The organism is Candidatus Margulisiibacteriota bacterium (genome assembly GCA_028706105.1).
Classification (GTDB): Bacteria; Margulisbacteria; Riflemargulisbacteria; order GWF2-35-9; family DYQY01; genus DYQY01.
In genome coordinates this window covers 1-17,294 of the sequence record JAQWCF010000038.1, presented here as the reverse complement: position 1 = coordinate 17,294, position 17,294 = coordinate 1, and the positions used below count along the sequence as shown (strand labels likewise).

General features: G+C 32.7%; 12 protein-coding genes. 11 read left to right on the top strand and 1 reads right to left on the bottom strand.

Annotation, left to right across the window (positions count from 1 at the left end; translation table 11 throughout):
- The 11 genes from secA to PHF25_05300 form a co-directional block, all read left to right on the top strand.
- The coding region (gene secA, locus PHF25_05350; protein ID MDD4527448.1) for a preprotein translocase subunit SecA at positions 1-2,205 on the top strand (2,205 nt) is incomplete at its 5' end.
- A 2-nt stretch (positions 2,206-2,207) separates the two neighbouring features.
- Entirely contained in the window at positions 2,208-3,293 is a 1,086-nt protein-coding gene (gene prfB, locus PHF25_05345; protein ID MDD4527447.1) for a peptide chain release factor 2, read from the top strand.
- A gap of 21 nt (positions 3,294-3,314) precedes the next feature.
- Positions 3,315-5,318, top strand: a complete 2,004-nt coding sequence (locus PHF25_05340) for a DUF5693 family protein (protein ID MDD4527446.1) — start codon at positions 3,315-3,317, stop codon at positions 5,316-5,318.
- Positions 5,306-6,577 (top strand): UDP-N-acetylglucosamine 1-carboxyvinyltransferase, encoded by a 1,272-nt coding sequence (murA, locus tag PHF25_05335; GenBank protein ID MDD4527445.1) that lies wholly within the window; start codon positions 5,306-5,308, stop codon positions 6,575-6,577. Before PHF25_05340 ends, murA begins: the two co-directional genes overlap by 13 nt.
- Entirely contained in the window at positions 6,561-8,603 is a 2,043-nt protein-coding gene (locus PHF25_05330; protein MDD4527444.1) for an HDIG domain-containing protein, read from the top strand. The genes murA and PHF25_05330 overlap by 17 nt, the downstream gene beginning before the upstream one ends.
- A gap of 3 nt (positions 8,604-8,606) precedes the next feature.
- Positions 8,607-9,017, top strand: a complete 411-nt coding sequence (gene ybeY / locus PHF25_05325; protein MDD4527443.1) for an rRNA maturation RNase YbeY — start codon at positions 8,607-8,609, stop codon at positions 9,015-9,017.
- Between the two features lie 87 nt (positions 9,018-9,104).
- A complete protein-coding gene (locus PHF25_05320; protein MDD4527442.1) occupies positions 9,105-10,418 on the top strand; it encodes a hemolysin family protein in 1,314 nt (437 codons plus the stop codon).
- A gap of 23 nt (positions 10,419-10,441) precedes the next feature.
- Entirely contained in the window at positions 10,442-12,175 is a 1,734-nt protein-coding gene (mutL, locus tag PHF25_05315) for a DNA mismatch repair endonuclease MutL (protein MDD4527441.1), read from the top strand.
- A 36-nt stretch (positions 12,176-12,211) separates the two neighbouring features.
- Positions 12,212-14,425: a type I DNA topoisomerase gene (gene topA / locus PHF25_05310; protein ID MDD4527440.1), complete on the top strand. Its 2,214-nt coding sequence runs from the start codon at positions 12,212-12,214 to the stop codon at positions 14,423-14,425.
- 108 nt (positions 14,426-14,533) lie between these two features.
- Positions 14,534-15,385 (top strand): pantoate--beta-alanine ligase, encoded by an 852-nt coding sequence (gene panC, locus PHF25_05305; GenBank protein MDD4527439.1) that lies wholly within the window; start codon positions 14,534-14,536, stop codon positions 15,383-15,385.
- Positions 15,385-16,638 carry an NAD(P)/FAD-dependent oxidoreductase gene (locus PHF25_05300; protein MDD4527438.1) on the top strand — a complete coding sequence of 418 codons (1,254 nt, stop codon included), beginning with the start codon at positions 15,385-15,387 and terminating at the stop codon, positions 16,636-16,638. Before panC ends, PHF25_05300 begins: the two co-directional genes overlap by 1 nt.
- Here PHF25_05300 and PHF25_05295 read toward each other — a convergent pair.
- On the bottom strand, positions 16,625-17,116 hold the full coding sequence (locus tag PHF25_05295; protein ID MDD4527437.1) for a YajQ family cyclic di-GMP-binding protein: 492 nt from the start codon (positions 17,114-17,116) through the stop codon (positions 16,625-16,627). The genes PHF25_05300 and PHF25_05295 overlap by 14 nt on opposite strands.
- Between the last annotated feature and the right edge of the window lie 178 nt (positions 17,117-17,294).

The window sequence follows — 17,294 nt, the reverse complement described above, 5'->3', positions numbered from 1 at the left end:
CTTGTTTCTACTTTGCCTGCTTACCTTAACGCTTTAACTAAAAAAGGCGTCTTTATTGTTACTGTTAATGATTATTTAGCAAAACGAGATAGTGAGTGGATGGGCTCAATTCATAAATTTTTAGGTTTAACTGTTGGACTAATCCAATCTGGCATGAACCCAAATGATAAAAAAGTTGCTTATGAAGCAGATATTGTTTATGGAACCAACAATGAGTTCGGCTTTGATTATCTACGTGACAATATGGCTACAGAGTTATCACAATGCGTTCAGCGCAACCTACACTATGCAATTATTGACGAAGTTGACAGTATTTTAATTGATGAAGCTAGAACACCGCTAATAATCTCTGGTGTTGTCGAGGAAGATACAGAAAAATACAGGAAGGCATCGCTAATTGCTAAAAAGCTCAAAGTGGAGGAGCATTTTACAGTCGAAGAAAAACAGAAAAACATTATCCTTACAGAAGAGGGGATTACCCAGACAGAAAAGTTGCTAAATATTGAATATCTTTACGATATTGAACATATGGACCAAGCGCACATGCTTATTCAGTCACTTAAAGCTATCCATTTGTTTAAACGAGACGTTGATTATGTTATTCAAAATGGAGAAATCATTATTGTTGATGAGTTCACCGGTAGACTTATGCAAGGCAGAAGATATAGCGATGGTCTACATCAAGCCATAGAAGCAGTAGAAGGATTAACCATCCAGCAAGAAAGCCAAACGCTAGCTTCCATCACCTTTCAAAACTATTTCAGGATGTTTAAAAAACTATCTGGTATGACCGGTACAGCCATGACCGAAGCAACTGAATTTGAAAAAATTTACGGACTAGAAACCTTAGAAATACCAACCAATAAACCTCTTGTTAGAAAAGACGCACCTGATGCTGTTTATAAATCAAGAAATGGTAAATACAATGCAGCTGTTAAAGAAATCATTGAACATCATAAGAACAATAGACCTGTTTTAGTTGGCACAATTTCTATAACAACCTCTGAACTTATTAGCGAATTACTAAAGAAAAAGGGAATTAAGCATAGTGTTCTTAATGCAAAGTTTCATGAGCAAGAAGCAGAAATCATTGCTAATGCCGGTCAACCAGGAAGCGTTACTATTGCCACAAACATGGCTGGACGTGGAACGGACATTGTTTTAGGTGAGGGAGTAATAGGCAAAGAGGGTTTAGTTGTTTTCGGTACAGAAAGACATGAAAGCAGAAGAATTGACAATCAGTTAAGAGGTCGTTGCGGTAGACAAGGAGATCCAGGTTTAACCAAGTTTTTTGTAAGCATGGAAGACGATTTAATGCGCTTATTCGGATCAGATAAAATCATTAACATTATGGAAAGCTTAGGCTTTGACGATACTACTCCTATTGAACACAATATGATTTCCAAATCCATTGAAAGAGCTCAAAAAAAAGTAGAACTCTATCATTTTAATATTAGAAAACAGCTTCTTGAGTACGATGATGTTATGAATAAACAAAGAGAAATTATTTATAAACAAAGAAGACTTATTTTAGAACAAGAAGGATTGATTAATAAATGTTTTGAAATAATGGAATACCATATTAAAGCTATGGTTAATGCTTTCTTTCCAGTTAATGCCAACTTAAAAGAAGTTGATTGGAAAGAATTAAAGAAGGAATTATCTGTCCTTCTACCAATAAATTTTACAAATATGGAACAAAAAAACCAAGAAGAAACTATCAACAATTTACTAAAACAGAATCAAACATTTTTTAATAACTTTATTGCACAAATCAACAAAGATGATCTTTTATCTATTATGAAAATTATCTATATTCATTCTTTGGATACTAAATGGATAGAACATTTGAAGAATATGGATTTTTTAAGAGAAGGAATTGGATTAAGAGCCTATGCTCAAAAAGACCCTCTCTTGGAATACAAAAAAGAAGGTTATGAAATGTTTCAAGAAATGATGGATAGTGTGGAACAAGAAGTTATTACCAATCTTTTTAAGGTCAAAATTGTTACAGAAGAAGAAATGGGAAAAATCATGGCAGAAGAACAGAAACGAATCAAAATTACTTCCTATGATCGAGACACAAACAATCAACAAAAAATCAATAAACCAATCACGAATAAAGACACCAAACCAGGGCGAAACGAGCCTTGTCCTTGTGGCTCTGGCAAAAAATATAAGGTCTGTTGTGGAAAACAAATTTAGTTATGATAGAAGATTATAAATCAAAAACCGAAGAATACCTTAACAAAGCGACGTTGCTAGAGGGGTATCTCCAAATCAATAACCTACTAAATGATAAAGCAATGCTTGAAAGACAACTTCAGGAAAAAGACATTTGGAATGACCATGATAAAGCGAGTAAGCTGTCTAAGGAAATCAAGCTCATCGAACATAAATTAAAAGATTTTTCTGAATTTAAAGAAAACATTAATTATATACAAGATTTATTAGAACTAAACGACCAATCGCTGGAACAGGAGATTAAAAGCTTTTTAATTGAAATAGGAATTAAATATAAGAAACTAGAACTAAAAACACTACTTAATGAACCTTACGACCAAAACGATGTAATACTTACCATTAATGCAGGAGTTGGCGGCACTGATGCTCAGGACTGGGCAGAAATGCTTCTTAGAATGTATAAAAGGTGGATAGAAGATAAAAGTTTTAACTACGAAATAATAGATATCTCAGTAGGAGATGAAGCTGGGCTGAAAAGTGTCACTTTAACTATAGAAGGTGAGTATGCTTACGGGCTACTTAAATCTGAGCACGGCATACATAGACTAGTGAGACTGTCTCCCTTTAATGCTAATAACAAAAGACAAACATCCTTTGCTTCAGTTGATGTTCTTCCACAATTAGACCTTTCCAAAGAAATCAATATCAGACCTGAAGACATTAGGGTCGACACCTATCGTTCGAGCGGTGCTGGGGGACAACATATTAATAAAACAGATTCTGCTGTAAGAATAACACATTTAAAAACTGGGATAGTTGTTCAATGTCAAAGTGGTAGGTCACAAACACAAAACAAAGAAAAAGCTATGCAGGTACTAATCTCCAGGATAGAAACTTATAATCAAAAAATTGAAGAACAAGAAAAAAAGAACGTTGCTGATACTAATAAAGAAATCAGTTGGGGCAACCAAATCCGTTCCTATGTTTTTCATCCATATACAATGGTGAAAGATTTACGAACCGATTATGAAACAGGAAATGTTGGAGCAGTAATGGATGGGGAAATCGATAGCTTCATTGAGGCTTATTTACATTTCAGAAAAGACTAGTTAAGATAGGACGTAATAAATATGCATATACTAAAACAACTACTTAAAAACAAAATATCAATTCTATTAATAATCTGTGTGGTAGCCTGTATTTACCCTATTTTCAATAAAATAGTTTATGAAAAAAAGAATACTAATATTGAGATAGTTTTAAATTTTGACACCATAAAAAACATCTATCTTAATTCAGGGATTTATTATAAAGAAATACTTGAGAACTTAAAAAAAGCAGGCGTAACTTCTATCATACTTCAGGAAGATAAAGTTCAAGATTTAATAGATGATGGTAAAGCCACCTTGCTTACAGGGAAGGATATCCTCAACGAGAACAGAATTCATGTAAACCAATATGGGCTTATTTTTTCCAGACTACCCAAAGCATATAAATTGCAACCAGAATATAATTATCTGATAATTGATGAAAACAACCTTTTCGAATACACAAAAAGAAACCTAGAAATTAAGCTAGGCAATAGTAGGGTCAAAGACTTAGGCTGGAATATCCTTGAAGTAACTGCCCAAAAAGAAGACTTGCTAAATACCTCCTTAGATATCAATCCAAATAAAGTTGAACTTATTTATAAACACGAGTTATCAGTTATACCAGAAATTAGTAATCATGAAGCTTTTAGCGAGGAACAAATAGCCTCCAAGATTTCAGACCTAAGCAAACTAGATATAAAAATAGTTAAATTTAAGGGCAATGAAGCCTTAGGTTATAAAGAAGACATTCAAATAACTGCACTTAAATTAAAAGAACAAGACATGTTTTTTGCTTTTACAGAATTTGTTCAACCCAAAGGGCTAGAGTCTTTGGCGATGAGTGCCCCAGATAAAGCTTTAAAAATCCACTATCTGACTATTGGGAAAACAAATGAAAACTTTTTAAATAGAGCATTCAGGGCAATAACAGAAAGAAATGCAACAATCATTCACATTGATATTATTGCAGACAAAACTAAGTTTTCTGAAAACAAAGAAAATACTTATAAAGAAACAATTACTTTAGTAGAAAAATTAAATGAAAAGATTACAAAAAAAGGGTTTCACGTTAAGCAAATAGACTATATTAAGAAGCCACAAACAAATAATATTTTCTTTTTTCAAATCATTGCCTATGCTGCAGTCTGCCTAATGTTTATCATGTTTATTAAGCTTTTCATAACTAATTTAACCAAAAGAGATTCTCTTGTAATTATCTTTTCAGCCTTGATTATAGGATTACTCTCGCTCATAACAAATAATATCAAACTTTATAATGAATTAATGGCTCTGTTAACTGTGAGTATCGCTCCAGTAATTGTTTTTGTTATTATAAAAAACATACTCGATAAAAATACAGACAAATCAAAGCCATATCTGCCTATACTACTTTTCATTTTTATCTCAACTATCATTACTGGAATTATTATTAATACTTTACTTTTTCACTATAATTATTTTGTTGCGATATGGACTTTCAGGGGAGTAAAACTAGCTAACACTATACCTATTTTACTTCTGGCTATTTACCTTTTTGTGAAACCTAAAAGAATAAAGTACCTTTATCAAGTTCTGAATAGATATCTCAGTGGAATCTTAACCTTTAAATATCTGCTTCTAATTGTCCTGTTAATCGTTTTTCTTGTGTTTTATGTAATGCGTACAGGGAATTATGGAATGTTGATTTTGGGTAAACTAGAAATTGGTTTCAGGGAACTTTTAGAAAATATATTTTTAGTACGACCAAGAACCAAAGAAATCCTTTTTGCTGTACCTCTATTAATGTTAGCCATTCATTATTGGAAAGATTCTAGAATTAATAATTCTATTAAATTAATGCTCTTGCTTTTCGCTTCCATAACTTCAATCTCTCAAATTAACACATTTTGTCATTTACATGCACCATTTTTGACTAGCTTATACCGCTCATTTCTTGGATTAATACTTGGTTATGGAATCGGACTATTACTTATAATGTTAATAAAAAAGTTAATAGAGATTACAAATAAGATTTCAGCAAAGATAGACACATGGGAAAATTAACTGTTTTTGGTCCAACCAAGCTCGCTGGCGAAGTTATCATTAGCGGCTCCAAAAACGCAGCCTTACCAATACTTGTTTCCACCGTTCTTTTTAAAAGCTCTGTAACCTTAACAAATGTTCCAGAGCTTACTGATATTATCACAGCGATCAGGCTACTAAGTAGCCTTGGAATGCGAGCAGAGTTTTCTAACAATGAAGTAAGAATCCAAGGAACAGAAGATTTAAGGCATATTGCACCCTACGAATTAATAACAAAAATGAGAGCTTCCTTCTTTGTGGCTGGGGCCATAGTTGCGAGAGTAGGGATGGCAAAAATACCTTATCCAGGCGGGTGTTTGATTGGTTCAAGACCTGTAAACATTCATCTTAAAGGGCTAGAAGCTTTCGGCATGAAAACTAGTGTTGAGCATGGTTTTGTTATTCTTAAAACTGAAGGACCACTAACTCCAGCAAACTTCAGGTTAGACTTTCCTAGTGTTGGAGCAACTGAAAATCTAATGATGACAGCTACCTTAGTAGAGGGAAAAACAATACTCAAAAACGTTGCTAGAGAACCAGAAATTATTGCTTTAGCAGATTTTTTAAATAAAGCTGGAGCCAAAATTAAAGGTGCGGGGTCCTCAACAATACAAATCGAAGGAGTAAAGGAGCTTACTTCCGTTAAACATAGAATTATTCCAGACAGAATTGAAACAGCAACATTTGCAATGGCAGCAACAGCAACAAGAAGTAACTTAACCTTAAAGAATGTTGATAAAGAACATATCCCTGACTTAATCAATATTCTAGAAAGAACAAACATTAAACATGAATTTCCTCAAAATGATATTCTAAAAATTTATGCTGAAAGTTCGGAACCACAACCCCTTTCAGTAAAAACTGGACCATATCCAGCTTTTTCAACAGACATGCAGCCTTTATTAATGAGCTTTCTGGCAACTGTTCCAGGGAAAAGCATTATTACTGAAACTGTTTTTGAGAATAGATTTATGCATGTTATGGAATTAAACAGGATGGATGCTAATATTAGTATTGTTGGTAATAAAGCAATTATAACTGGTGACAACAAGCCGTTATCTGGTGCGGAAGTTAAATCAAAAGACTTACGTGGAGGTGCAGCGCTAGTCATTGCTGCATTAGCCGCTGAAGGAAAATCAGTAGTTTTTGGCACACAACACATTAATAGAGGATATGAAAAAATCATGGATAAATTTAAAAAAATTGGAGCAAAAATAGAAGAAAATGAAGAATCAAAATAATTATCTAAAAACAACTATCTATAGTGGTCTTGGACTACTTATGATTATTTTTGTTGCCATGGTTTATTTTCCTAAAAATCAACATTTAGTGGTTGGGGGAACTAGTCCAGAAAATATCGTAAGTCCAAAACAATTTGTAATCCAAACAAATCTTGATAAAGAAACATCGAACAAGCTTCTTGAGGCTAAAATCAAAAAAAGTGAAGCAGTCTACAAAAGAGAATTTGAAATTGAAAATAAAACTAAAAAGGATATTATAAAAGTATTTTTAACATTAAAAGAATTAAAAGAAAAAAAATACAGTATAGCTAAAATTCCGACAAATGACCCAATTCAAAAACTTTCAGCCAACACAATAAAACAATTAACGATGCAGGATAAGGACACCATTACCTTTCTGGAACTTATTTCTAAACAAATAGCCACCAATATATACTCTGATGGAATCAATGCAGATGACAATATCCAAGAAAAAATCGAAAAACATTTAAACCCCTTTAATGACGTAAAAACAAACAAGGACTATGGTCCTTTGCTGAGAAACATTATTACACCGCTTTTATCAGTTAATATGATTTATGACGAGGAAGGAACTTATGAAAAAATCGAAGAAATCAAAAGAAATTTTACTCCTCAGACAACGACGATAAAAAAGGGACAACCAATTGTTTATAAAGGCGATATTTTGCAACCTATTAATCTAGAAATCTTGCAAATGATTGGACTTTACAGAAACACTATAAATGTTAAGAAGTTTTTGCCTCTTATCCTTGGAATTATTGTTTTAATTTTCTTATTAGAACGAATGGTCAGTAGATATATAAATCCAACAACAAAACAATTATTACTTCTCATCTCGCTACAATCTTTTTACTTTCTGGCTATTTATTTTGTGAATTACTTTGATAAGTTTCCCCAATACTTTGAACCAGGGCTACTTATTCCTGTGAGCCTTTTTTCAATACTTATTAGCCTTTTAATTTCAGAAAATGCTGCGTATATAATCACTTATTTTAACATTTTAACCATGCTGCTTATTTTTGACATAAGTTCCTTTTCACTTCTCTATGTTATGGTGGCAAACTCTTTAACTACGGTTTTAGTAAGAAACTTTAAAACCAGAAGAGATATTCCTCTTACGGGTTTAATTGTTGGAGCAATATCGCTTGTGCTTATGTCTATTATTTTATTAAACAGCACTGCAATATCCTTACACTTCACTTTATTACACCTTGCTATTATCTTTTTAAACCCAATCCTTTGCTTTATTATTGCCATAGGCACCATCCCTTATCTTGAAGAAATTTTTGGCATAACCACTAATCTAAAATTATTAGATTATAGTGATATGAATAACGATCTTATGAAAAAATTATTAAACGAAGCTCCAGGCACATACTATCATAGTTTGATGGTTGCTAATTTAGCAGAAGCCGCAGCAGAAAGCATTAACGCCAATGGTGTATTAGCCAGAGTAGCTGCCTATTATCACGATATTGGCAAACTAAAGAAGCCTGAGTATTTTATCGAAAATCAAAACCAAGCGCAAAACCCTCATGAATACACAATGCCTTCTTTAAGCGCACTGACTATTCTTAGCCACCCCAAAGATGGGTTAGAAATAGCAAAGAAATACGGACTTCCAGTTGAAATACAACAAATTATCCACGAACATCATGGAACAAGCTTGTTATTATACTTTTACTATAAAATGCTTAAATCTAATATTAATGAAATAGTGGAAGAAGAACAATTTAGATACACTACGCCAAAACCCTCATCCAAAGAAAGTGTAATCATAATGCTTGCTGATGGTATAGAGGCTGCGATAAGATCATTAGACAAGCCAACACCGGCCAAAATACAGTCTATTATTAATAAAATAATTAAAGAAAAACTAGACGATCATCAGCTAAGTAATTCAGACATTACGCTTGCTGATTTAGAGAAAATTAAAAAAACTTTTAGCAATGTAATCAGCAACCAGTATCATTCTAGAATAAAATATCCGGATCAAGAAAAATAACCAATGAACTTACAAATTAATTTTAGCGACACTGCAAGTTCTGCTTTTGAAGAACTTATACAAAAAACCATTGATCATATAAAAAAAAGATCCCTTTTTCCAGAAGGAGAGCTTTCAGTTAGCTTTATAACCAGTGAAGAAATGCAAGAACTCAATCAAAAGTATCGGAACAAAGAAACTGCAACCGATGTATTAACTTTCCCAATATTTGATGACGAAATAATTGGAGATATCTATATTTGTCTTGAAGAAGTTTACAAAAAGGCAGATACTTATAGAATAAACAGAAATGAACAGCTAATCATGACGCTAGCTCATGCTTTTGCTCATTTAACTGGCTATGATCACAATGATGACCAAGAAAGAGAGATTATGGAAGACTATGAAGATTTCTTACTTAAAAAATACCTTTAATGCTAGAATAGATCTTGCAATTGTATTTGAAGTATTCCTATCTTATAATAAAACAATAGCATTGGTTGATAGGATTTAGGATTATTAGTGGAATATAACTCGATATACTTACAAATTTTTTTATTATGCATTTTTATAATGTTATCCGCTTTATTTTCCGCCTCTGAAACCGCCTTTACTTCGCTCTCTCCCTTAAAAAGAAAGAAAATAGAAGCAGATAACCCTAATGCTACAAAATTCATTGTTAAGTTATTTCATAAGCCAGGAAGAATGCTCACGACTATTCTTGTGGGTAATAATGTTGCTAACATCTTAGCCTCGACCATCTCAACGTTCTTATTTATTGACATCATGACAAGAATTGGCGTTAAAAGTGAAACTTTTATTGCAGTCACCTCGGCTTTCTTTATGACAATTGTTGTTCTTATTTTTGGTGAAATAACTCCTAAAAATATTGCTCTTAAAAAAGCTGAAAAATTTTCTATTAAACTGAGTCAACCAATTTATTATTTATCGATAATTTTATTGCCTGCAATTGTGGTATTAAACTTACTTTCAAAATACATCTTAAGAGTAGGCAAAGGGAATGCTATTGAAAACGATTCGCTTATCTCTGAGGATGAAATCAAGCTGTTAATAAACCTTGGACTAGAAGAAGGAGTATTGGAAGAAAGTGAAGAAAAAATGCTTACTTCTATTTTTGAGTTTGGTGAAATTATTGCAAGGGAAATCATGACCCCTAGAACAAATATTATAGCAATTGACATGGAAACTTCTTTATCCCAAACAATCAGGCTAATTACCAAATACGGACATTCCAGGATTCCAGTCTATCGTGAAAGAATTGACAATATAATTGGGTTTGTCTATGCAAAAGACATTCTCTCCGTACCTAAAGAAGATTGGGAAACAGAAACTGCCTTAAAACCGGAAATGATTCGACCTGCATTTTATGTGCCTGAAACTAAAAAAATTGATGAATTATTGAGTGAACTTAGGAAAATGAAAATGCATATAGCAATAGTTGTTGATGAGTACGGAGGAACAAGTGGCATTGTAACACTTGAGGACATTATTGAAGAAATAATTGGAGAAATCCAAGACGAATATGATGAAAAAGAAGAAGAAATGATTATTAAAAAAAGTGATGGATACATTGTTTCTGGGCTGATTAATGTTTCAGATCTAAATAATGAACTTAATATTAAGTTACCAGAAGAAGATGACTATGATTCATTAGCAGGATTTATGGTTAATAGACTTGGTAAAATGCCTGAAAAAGGCGATATTTTTGAAAACTGTAAATTCAAAATCAAAGTACTCCACGTTTATAGAAGAAGAATTACAAAATTGCACCTAATTGTTAAAGACGAAGAAGAAGTCGAAAGCACAAATGATTAAAGCTATCGTTAGCATTAAATAAGATGGGAAATATTCGGCTACTTGATGAAAATACAATCAATAAAATAGCAGCCGGAGAAGTAGTAAATAGACCCGCATCAGTAGTTAAAGAACTTCTTGAAAATTCTATAGATGCTGCTGCTTCCAATATTAAAATAGAAATTCAAGATGGCGGTAAATCCTTAATTAAAATAACTGATAACGGCAGTGGAATGGACGCAGAAAACGCAAAAATGTCTTTAGTTAGACATGCGACGTCCAAAATTTCTACTGTAGAGGATTTACTCTTCTTAGACACAATGGGGTTTAGAGGAGAGGCAATCCCTAGCATAGCCTCCGTGTCTCGACTTACAATTCAAACAAACACAACTAATCAGGGAAAAGGTATTGAGTTAATTACAGAAGCAGGAAAAGTCATCAGTGAGACGACTATGCACATCCCCACAGGCACCGTTATTATTGTGAAAGACTTGTTTTACAATGTACCAGCAAGGCAAAAGTACCTTAAAAGCGAAAACTCTGAATTTGGGCATATTTTAAAGATTACGCAGGGATTAGCCTTGGTGCACCCAGAAATAGCCTTTACCTTGCTTCATAACAATAAAAAAATATTCTCAACAACAGGGAATAACAAGCTGGAAGAAGTTATTTCGGATATTCATTCCTTTAAGATTTTTCAGAACATGTTGCAAATAAATTATGCTGACCTTGGAGTTAAAATAAATGGATATATTTCCAACCCAAGCGAAACAAGGGCAAATAAAGACAAACAACTTTTCGTAGTTAATAAAAGACTGATTAATAACAGCACCTTTCATGCTGCCGTAACACAATCAACGAAGTTTATTTTTCCTAATAATATGCATCCTTATCTTTTTTTGAACGTTGAAACCGACCCCTCTGAAATTGATGTGAATGTGCACCCTTCTAAAACCGAAGTTAAATTATATAAAGAAAGCTTTATTTTTGACTCTATCTATAAAGCTATCAAAAAAACATTCCAAGCTACTGCCCAAACAATCAATGAAGAAGAGGCTAATAACACTGCGGTTAAACAATATGTCCAGCAATCTTCCTATAATAAACAAAATGCTGTTACTTTTAAACCTAATGAACTTTTCGAAAACAAGCAACAAATAACAGAAGTTTATAAAACTATCCTAGAAACTCCCACTAAGTCAAGGGAGATACTGTCAAACGAGGGTGTTCAATCCATTTTTCAATTTAAAGACATGTATCTAGTCTTCTTTTATGAAAATAAATTAAGAATCATTGATCAGCATGCTGCACATGAAAGAGTTTTATTTGAAAAACTTAAAACACAAACTATTAAACAAGGAAGCCAAGAGCTGCTTTTTCCAGAAAATATTTTTTTGGATCAACAAGATTACCTTATTTTTGAGGAAGTAAAAGAGATTCTTAATGATATCGGGTATGTTATCGAAGCTTTTGGTAAAGATAGTTTAATCATCAGGTCAGTACCAATAGCACTTCCTGCCAAAACTGATCATAAAGCACTAATAACAGAAATTATTTCAGATAACAAAAAAGATGGTAAGGATAAAATAACAAAAACATTTACGACAATAGCTTGTAAAGCAGCTATTAAAGCTGGAGATTTTTTGCAAGAACGAGAAAAAATAGCATTAGTAAACGATTGGATAAATTGTAACAATAATGTAAGCTGTCCGCATGGAAGACCAATAGAAAAGACCTTTGATGAAAAAGAAATTGATAAATGGTTCCATAGAGGTTAAAATCTTTCAGGTATTACAAAGGAGTAACTAAATTTAATGGTAAAGAATCTTGTAATTGTAGAGTCACCAGCAAAAGCAAAAACAATCTCAAAGTATTTGAGTAATGATTATATTGTAAAAGCATCCATGGGACATATTATTGATTTACCTACGAAAGAACTTGGAGTAGATGTTGATAATAACTTTAATCCTACATACCAAGTATCCAAAGAAAAAAAGAAAATTGTCACAGAGCTTAAAGAATTAGCAAAAAACGCTGAAAAAATCTGGTTAGCAACCGACGAAGATAGAGAAGGAGAAGCTATATCCTGGCATATCCAATCTGCTCTTAAAATAAAAAATGAGAATTATGAAAGAATAGTTTTTCACGAAATAACTAAAACTGCTATTCTGAAAGCAATCGAAAATCCAAGAAAAATTGACCTTAATTTAGTTAATGCTCAACAAGCCAGAAGAGTTATTGATAGATTAGTTGGTTATAAATTATCTCCACTACTATGGAAAAAAATCAGAACAGGTCTTAGTGCAGGAAGAGTTCAATCTGTAGCAGTTAGGTTTGTAGTAGAGAGAGAAGAAGAAATCAAAAAATTTGAGGCTAAAGAGCAATGGAAAATAAAAGGAATAGGGGAACACTCCCAAAAAAGTATCCCAGTAACTCTTAGCACTATTAACAATAAAAAAGCCGAAATAACCGCTATAGAACAAGTTAAAAAAGTAATTAATGAAATTTTTTCTAACCCTGAAATTCAAGAAAAAATTAATGCAAAAACCAATAATAAAGAAATACAGATTACAATACCAAATGATTTCCTGCTTAAAGTCTTTGATGTGAAGAAAACCATAAGTAGAAGAAATCCTTCCGTACCATTTACAACCTCAACTCTTCAACAAGAAGCGCATCGAAAATTCGGATTACCAGTAGCGATCACAATGAAATTAGCCCAACAGTTATATGAAGGGATAGACATGGACCATGACCGAATAGCACTAATTACCTACATGAGAACAGACTCACTCAATATATCAAATGAATCTCTAGAACAAATAACTGAGTATATTAAAAAAAATATGGGTGCTGATTATGCTTTACCTAAACATAGAGTTTTTAAAACAAAATCAAAAGGTGCTCAAGAAGCCCACGAGGCTATTAGGCCAATTAACATTAACTTAACCCCTGAGTCTTTAGCAAATAAGTTAGACCCTCAATTGCTCAAGCTATATACGCTTATTTGGAAAAGAACAGTTGCTACACAAATGCCAGAAGCTGAAATAGAAAACACAATAATCAGTTATCATGCCAACGATGATACAAAGTACGTTTTTGAAACAGTAGGTAAAGTAATTAAGTTTGATGGCTTTATGAAGCTGTATATTGAAGATACTGATGATGAAAAAGAGGAAGACGAAGACAGTTTACTTCCTAATATAAAGATAAATGATATTATCCCGCTTCAAGCTATGGATGCGCTACAAGCCTTCACAAAGCCACCAGCAAGGTACACTGAAGCTTCCCTTGTCAAAAAGCTAGAAAGCGAAGGCGTCGGTCGTCCATCAACTTATGCTCCGACTATCTCCACAATTGTTGCTAGAGGATACATTGAAAAAGAAAAAAAGTTTTTGGTACCAACAGAAATAGCCTTTATTGTTACTAATTTTTTAAAGGAATATTTTCAAGATATTATCAGCTATAAATTTACGGCTAACATTGAAGAGTCTTTTGATGATATCGCTGTTGGTAAAACCGAGTGGGTCTCAATGATTAGAGATTTTTATGAACCTTTTGCCAAACAGTTAGACCATACATATAAAACAGCTAAAAAACATGTAGAAGAAACAGATAAAATCTGCCCAGAATGCAAGAATCCCTTAGTAATTAGAATTAGCAAATATGGTAAATTTCTTTCTTGCTCTAAATTTCCGGAATGTAAGTATACGGAAAAAATCGAAGGAGAACAGGCACTTGATGTTCCAAGAGATGAAAATGAAAAAATTTCAGAAGAAAAATGTCCTAAATGTGGTAAGAACATGGTTTACAAAAAGGGTAGATTTGGTGAATTTCTTGCTTGTTCTGATTATCCAACTTGCAAATCAACAAAATCAGAAAAAAAAGTAATCAGAGAAAAAGCTTGTCCAGAGTGTAAGAGTGACATAGTTGAAAAAAGAACTAAAAAAGGTAAAATATTTTATGGTTGTGACAGTTTTCCAAAATGCAAATACGCTGTGTGGAATTTAGAGGATTTGGATAAATGAATTTTTTAAAAAAAATTAAAAAAGTAATTACTAATAATTTGGGGATTAAACTACTCGCCATAACTCTTGCTATCTTGCTTTGGCTTATCGTAAGGGTAAACTTATAAAATGCTTATAATCAAGAATACTCTTGATTACTTAAATATCTATCAAGCTCAATTAGAAAACAAAAAAATAGGCTTTGTGCCAACAATGGGATTCCTACATGAAGGGCACCTTTCCTTGGTTAAAGAATCTGTCAAAAATAATCAAATAACTATCGTTAGCATTTTTATTAACCCAACTCAATTTGTAAAAGGAGAAGATTTTGCTACTTACCCTAAAAATACTGAGCATGACTTAAAATTATTAGAAGCAAATAACGTAGATATCGTGTTTATTCCGGAAGCAGAAGATCTCTATCCTCCCGACCATAAATCTTTAATAAAAATTGAAATAAATCAAAATTTTACAAACAAACTTTGTGGCAAGCATCGAAGAGGACATTTTGGTGGAGTAGCTCTTATCGTCATGAAATTATTTTCTATTATCCAAGCAGACAATGCTTATTTCGGATTGAAGGATTATCAACAATACGTTTTAATAAAAAATTTATCTCTGGATTTTTTCCCTAGAACAAAAATTCACGCTCTTCCAACGATAAGAGAGAGTAGTGGGCTAGCAATGAGCTCTAGGAATACTTATCTTAATGATAAAGAAAAGAAACTAGCCTCATTAATCTACGCAACATTACTTAAGTTTACTGAAATAATTAAAATATCAAAAACAATCAATCAGGAGGAGTTAATAAAGGCTTTTGAAGCCTTACTTTTAAAAGAATCTACCGCTTTTGAATTACAATATCTAGAAATCTATGATGATACACTTAATAAAATAAAAAAATATAAGAAAAACCAAACCTTTATTGGAACAGCAGTTTACCTAAATAACGTCAGATTAATTGATAATCTTATTTTTTAATGAACAATAACCATGACCTTATAATAATAGGTGGCGGTGCTGCTGGCTTAATAGCAGGAATTTCAGCCAAGACATTTTACCCTCAAGCAAAAGTAACAATTTTAGAAAAAAACGATGCTTGTGGCAAAAAATTACTGATAACAGGCAAAGGTAGATGTAACATCACAACCTCAAACACAAATATTCCCTCATTTATTGAAGTAATTGGCAAAAACGGAAAATGGCTGAGAGATGCGTTAACTCAATTTTCTATTGCTGAAACCATCGATTTTTTTGTTTCACTAGGTATTAAAGTACAAGAAGAACGTGGCAACCGTATTTTCCCAGAATCTGCAAACGCCTCATTCGTAAGAGATAAATTAATTGAAAAAATTAAAGAGCTAGGAGTAGAGATACGTTGCACTTCTACAGTCAAAGAGGTTCAGATTAATGATTCTTTTACTCTAACAACTAAAAACGGACATAAATACGTGACGAATAACTTATTAATAGCTACAGGCGGGTTATCCTACCCAACAACTGGCTCAACAGGAGATGGCTACCTGTTTGCCCAGGAATCAGGTCACACGATAATTACGCCAACACCTTCCTTAATAGGAATTAAATGCCAAGAAGTCTGGATAAGAGAACTTGCTGGGCTAACCTTGAACAATGTAAAGGCAGAAATTTACCAAAACAATAAAAAACATCTAGAAAAATTTGGAGATTTATTATTTACTCATGTTGGAGTTAGTGGCCCCATCATCCTAGATATGAGTAAAGATATTCATCACCTAATTAGTTCACGATTAACTCCAACTCAATTATCTTTAGATTTGAAGCCAGCAGTGTCACCCCAATTACTTGATGCTAGAGTACAAAGAATTTGCCAAGACGAAGGCAAGAAAAACATCAAAAGCCTTATAACAAAGCTCCTCCCAGGCAAAATGATAGATGTATTTATTGCCCTAAACAAACTTGATGCCAACAATAAATTATCAGAAATAAAAAAAGAAGAAAGAATTAAAATAATTACATCACTAAAGAAAACAATCATCACCTTAACTGAAGTTGAGGGTTTTGATAAAGCTATTATTACGTCAGGCGGAGTTTCATTAAAAGAAGTTAATCCTAAAAATATGGAATATAAAATGGTAAAAAATTTATTTTTAGCTGGTGAAGTATTGGATTTAGATGGACCTACTGGTGGTTATAATTTACAAATAGCTTGGAGTACAGGATATTTAGTGGGTAAGAGTATTATCTGTAGTTAGTGAACTGTAAAACAACCCCAAAATCTTCATTTTTCAAAGATTGAATAACTGTTTGTAGTTCATCCTTCTTTGCGGCTGTAACCTTTAATTTATCGCCATTAATTTGTGATTTGACTTTAAATTTTGCATCTCTAATAAATTTGCTTATCTCTTTTGATTTCTCGGTTGTTAAACCTTGCTTTATCAATATAGTTTGTTTAACGTTTCCACCTAGAGAGTCAACGATACCTTGAGGGTCTAAAAATTTAATGTGAATTTCTCTTTTGATCATTTTATTTTCTAAAATATCAATTAAATTAGCCATTCTTGTTTCATCGTCTGCCATTAACTCTAATGAATTTTCTTTTCTTTTGATATCAGCACAGCTTCCTTTAAAGTCAAAACGAGTATTTACTTCTTTCATCGCCATATTAATGGCGTTATCCATCTCACTCAAATCTACTTCAGAAACAATATCAAAGGAGGAATCTTTACTCATAGTTTCTATTATAGTAAAACATTAGAATATTGCAATGCACTAGACTGAGAGTGTTAGCCCAAAGTGATAATGTCACCCCTGAGCAAAGTAGAAATGTCACCCTTGGTATACAATAACCTTCTTTTGAATATAAATAAAAAGGAGGAATAAAGATGACAGGAGGCGTTACATTGAGTAA

What these genes read in the sequence shown, in the direction of transcription:
- prfB (MDD4527447.1), top strand. Translation starts at nt 2,208, where the DNA reads ATGATAGAAGATTATAAATCAAAAACCGAAGAATACCTTAACAAAGCG.
- PHF25_05340 (MDD4527446.1), top strand. Translation starts at nt 3,315, where the DNA reads ATGCATATACTAAAACAACTACTTAAAAACAAAATATCAATTCTATTA.
- murA (MDD4527445.1), top strand. Translation starts at nt 5,306, where the DNA reads ATGGGAAAATTAACTGTTTTTGGTCCAACCAAGCTCGCTGGCGAAGTT.
- PHF25_05330 (MDD4527444.1), top strand. Translation starts at nt 6,561, where the DNA reads ATGAAGAATCAAAATAATTATCTAAAAACAACTATCTATAGTGGTCTT.
- ybeY (MDD4527443.1), top strand. Translation starts at nt 8,607, where the DNA reads ATGAACTTACAAATTAATTTTAGCGACACTGCAAGTTCTGCTTTTGAA.
- mutL (MDD4527441.1), top strand. Translation starts at nt 10,442, where the DNA reads ATGGGAAATATTCGGCTACTTGATGAAAATACAATCAATAAAATAGCA.
- topA (MDD4527440.1), top strand. Translation starts at nt 12,212, where the DNA reads ATGGTAAAGAATCTTGTAATTGTAGAGTCACCAGCAAAAGCAAAAACA.
- panC (MDD4527439.1), top strand. Translation starts at nt 14,534, where the DNA reads ATGCTTATAATCAAGAATACTCTTGATTACTTAAATATCTATCAAGCT.
- PHF25_05300 (MDD4527438.1), top strand. Translation starts at nt 15,385, where the DNA reads ATGAACAATAACCATGACCTTATAATAATAGGTGGCGGTGCTGCTGGC.
- PHF25_05295 (MDD4527437.1), bottom strand. Translation starts at nt 17,116, where the DNA reads ATGAGTAAAGATTCCTCCTTTGATATTGTTTCTGAAGTAGATTTGAGT.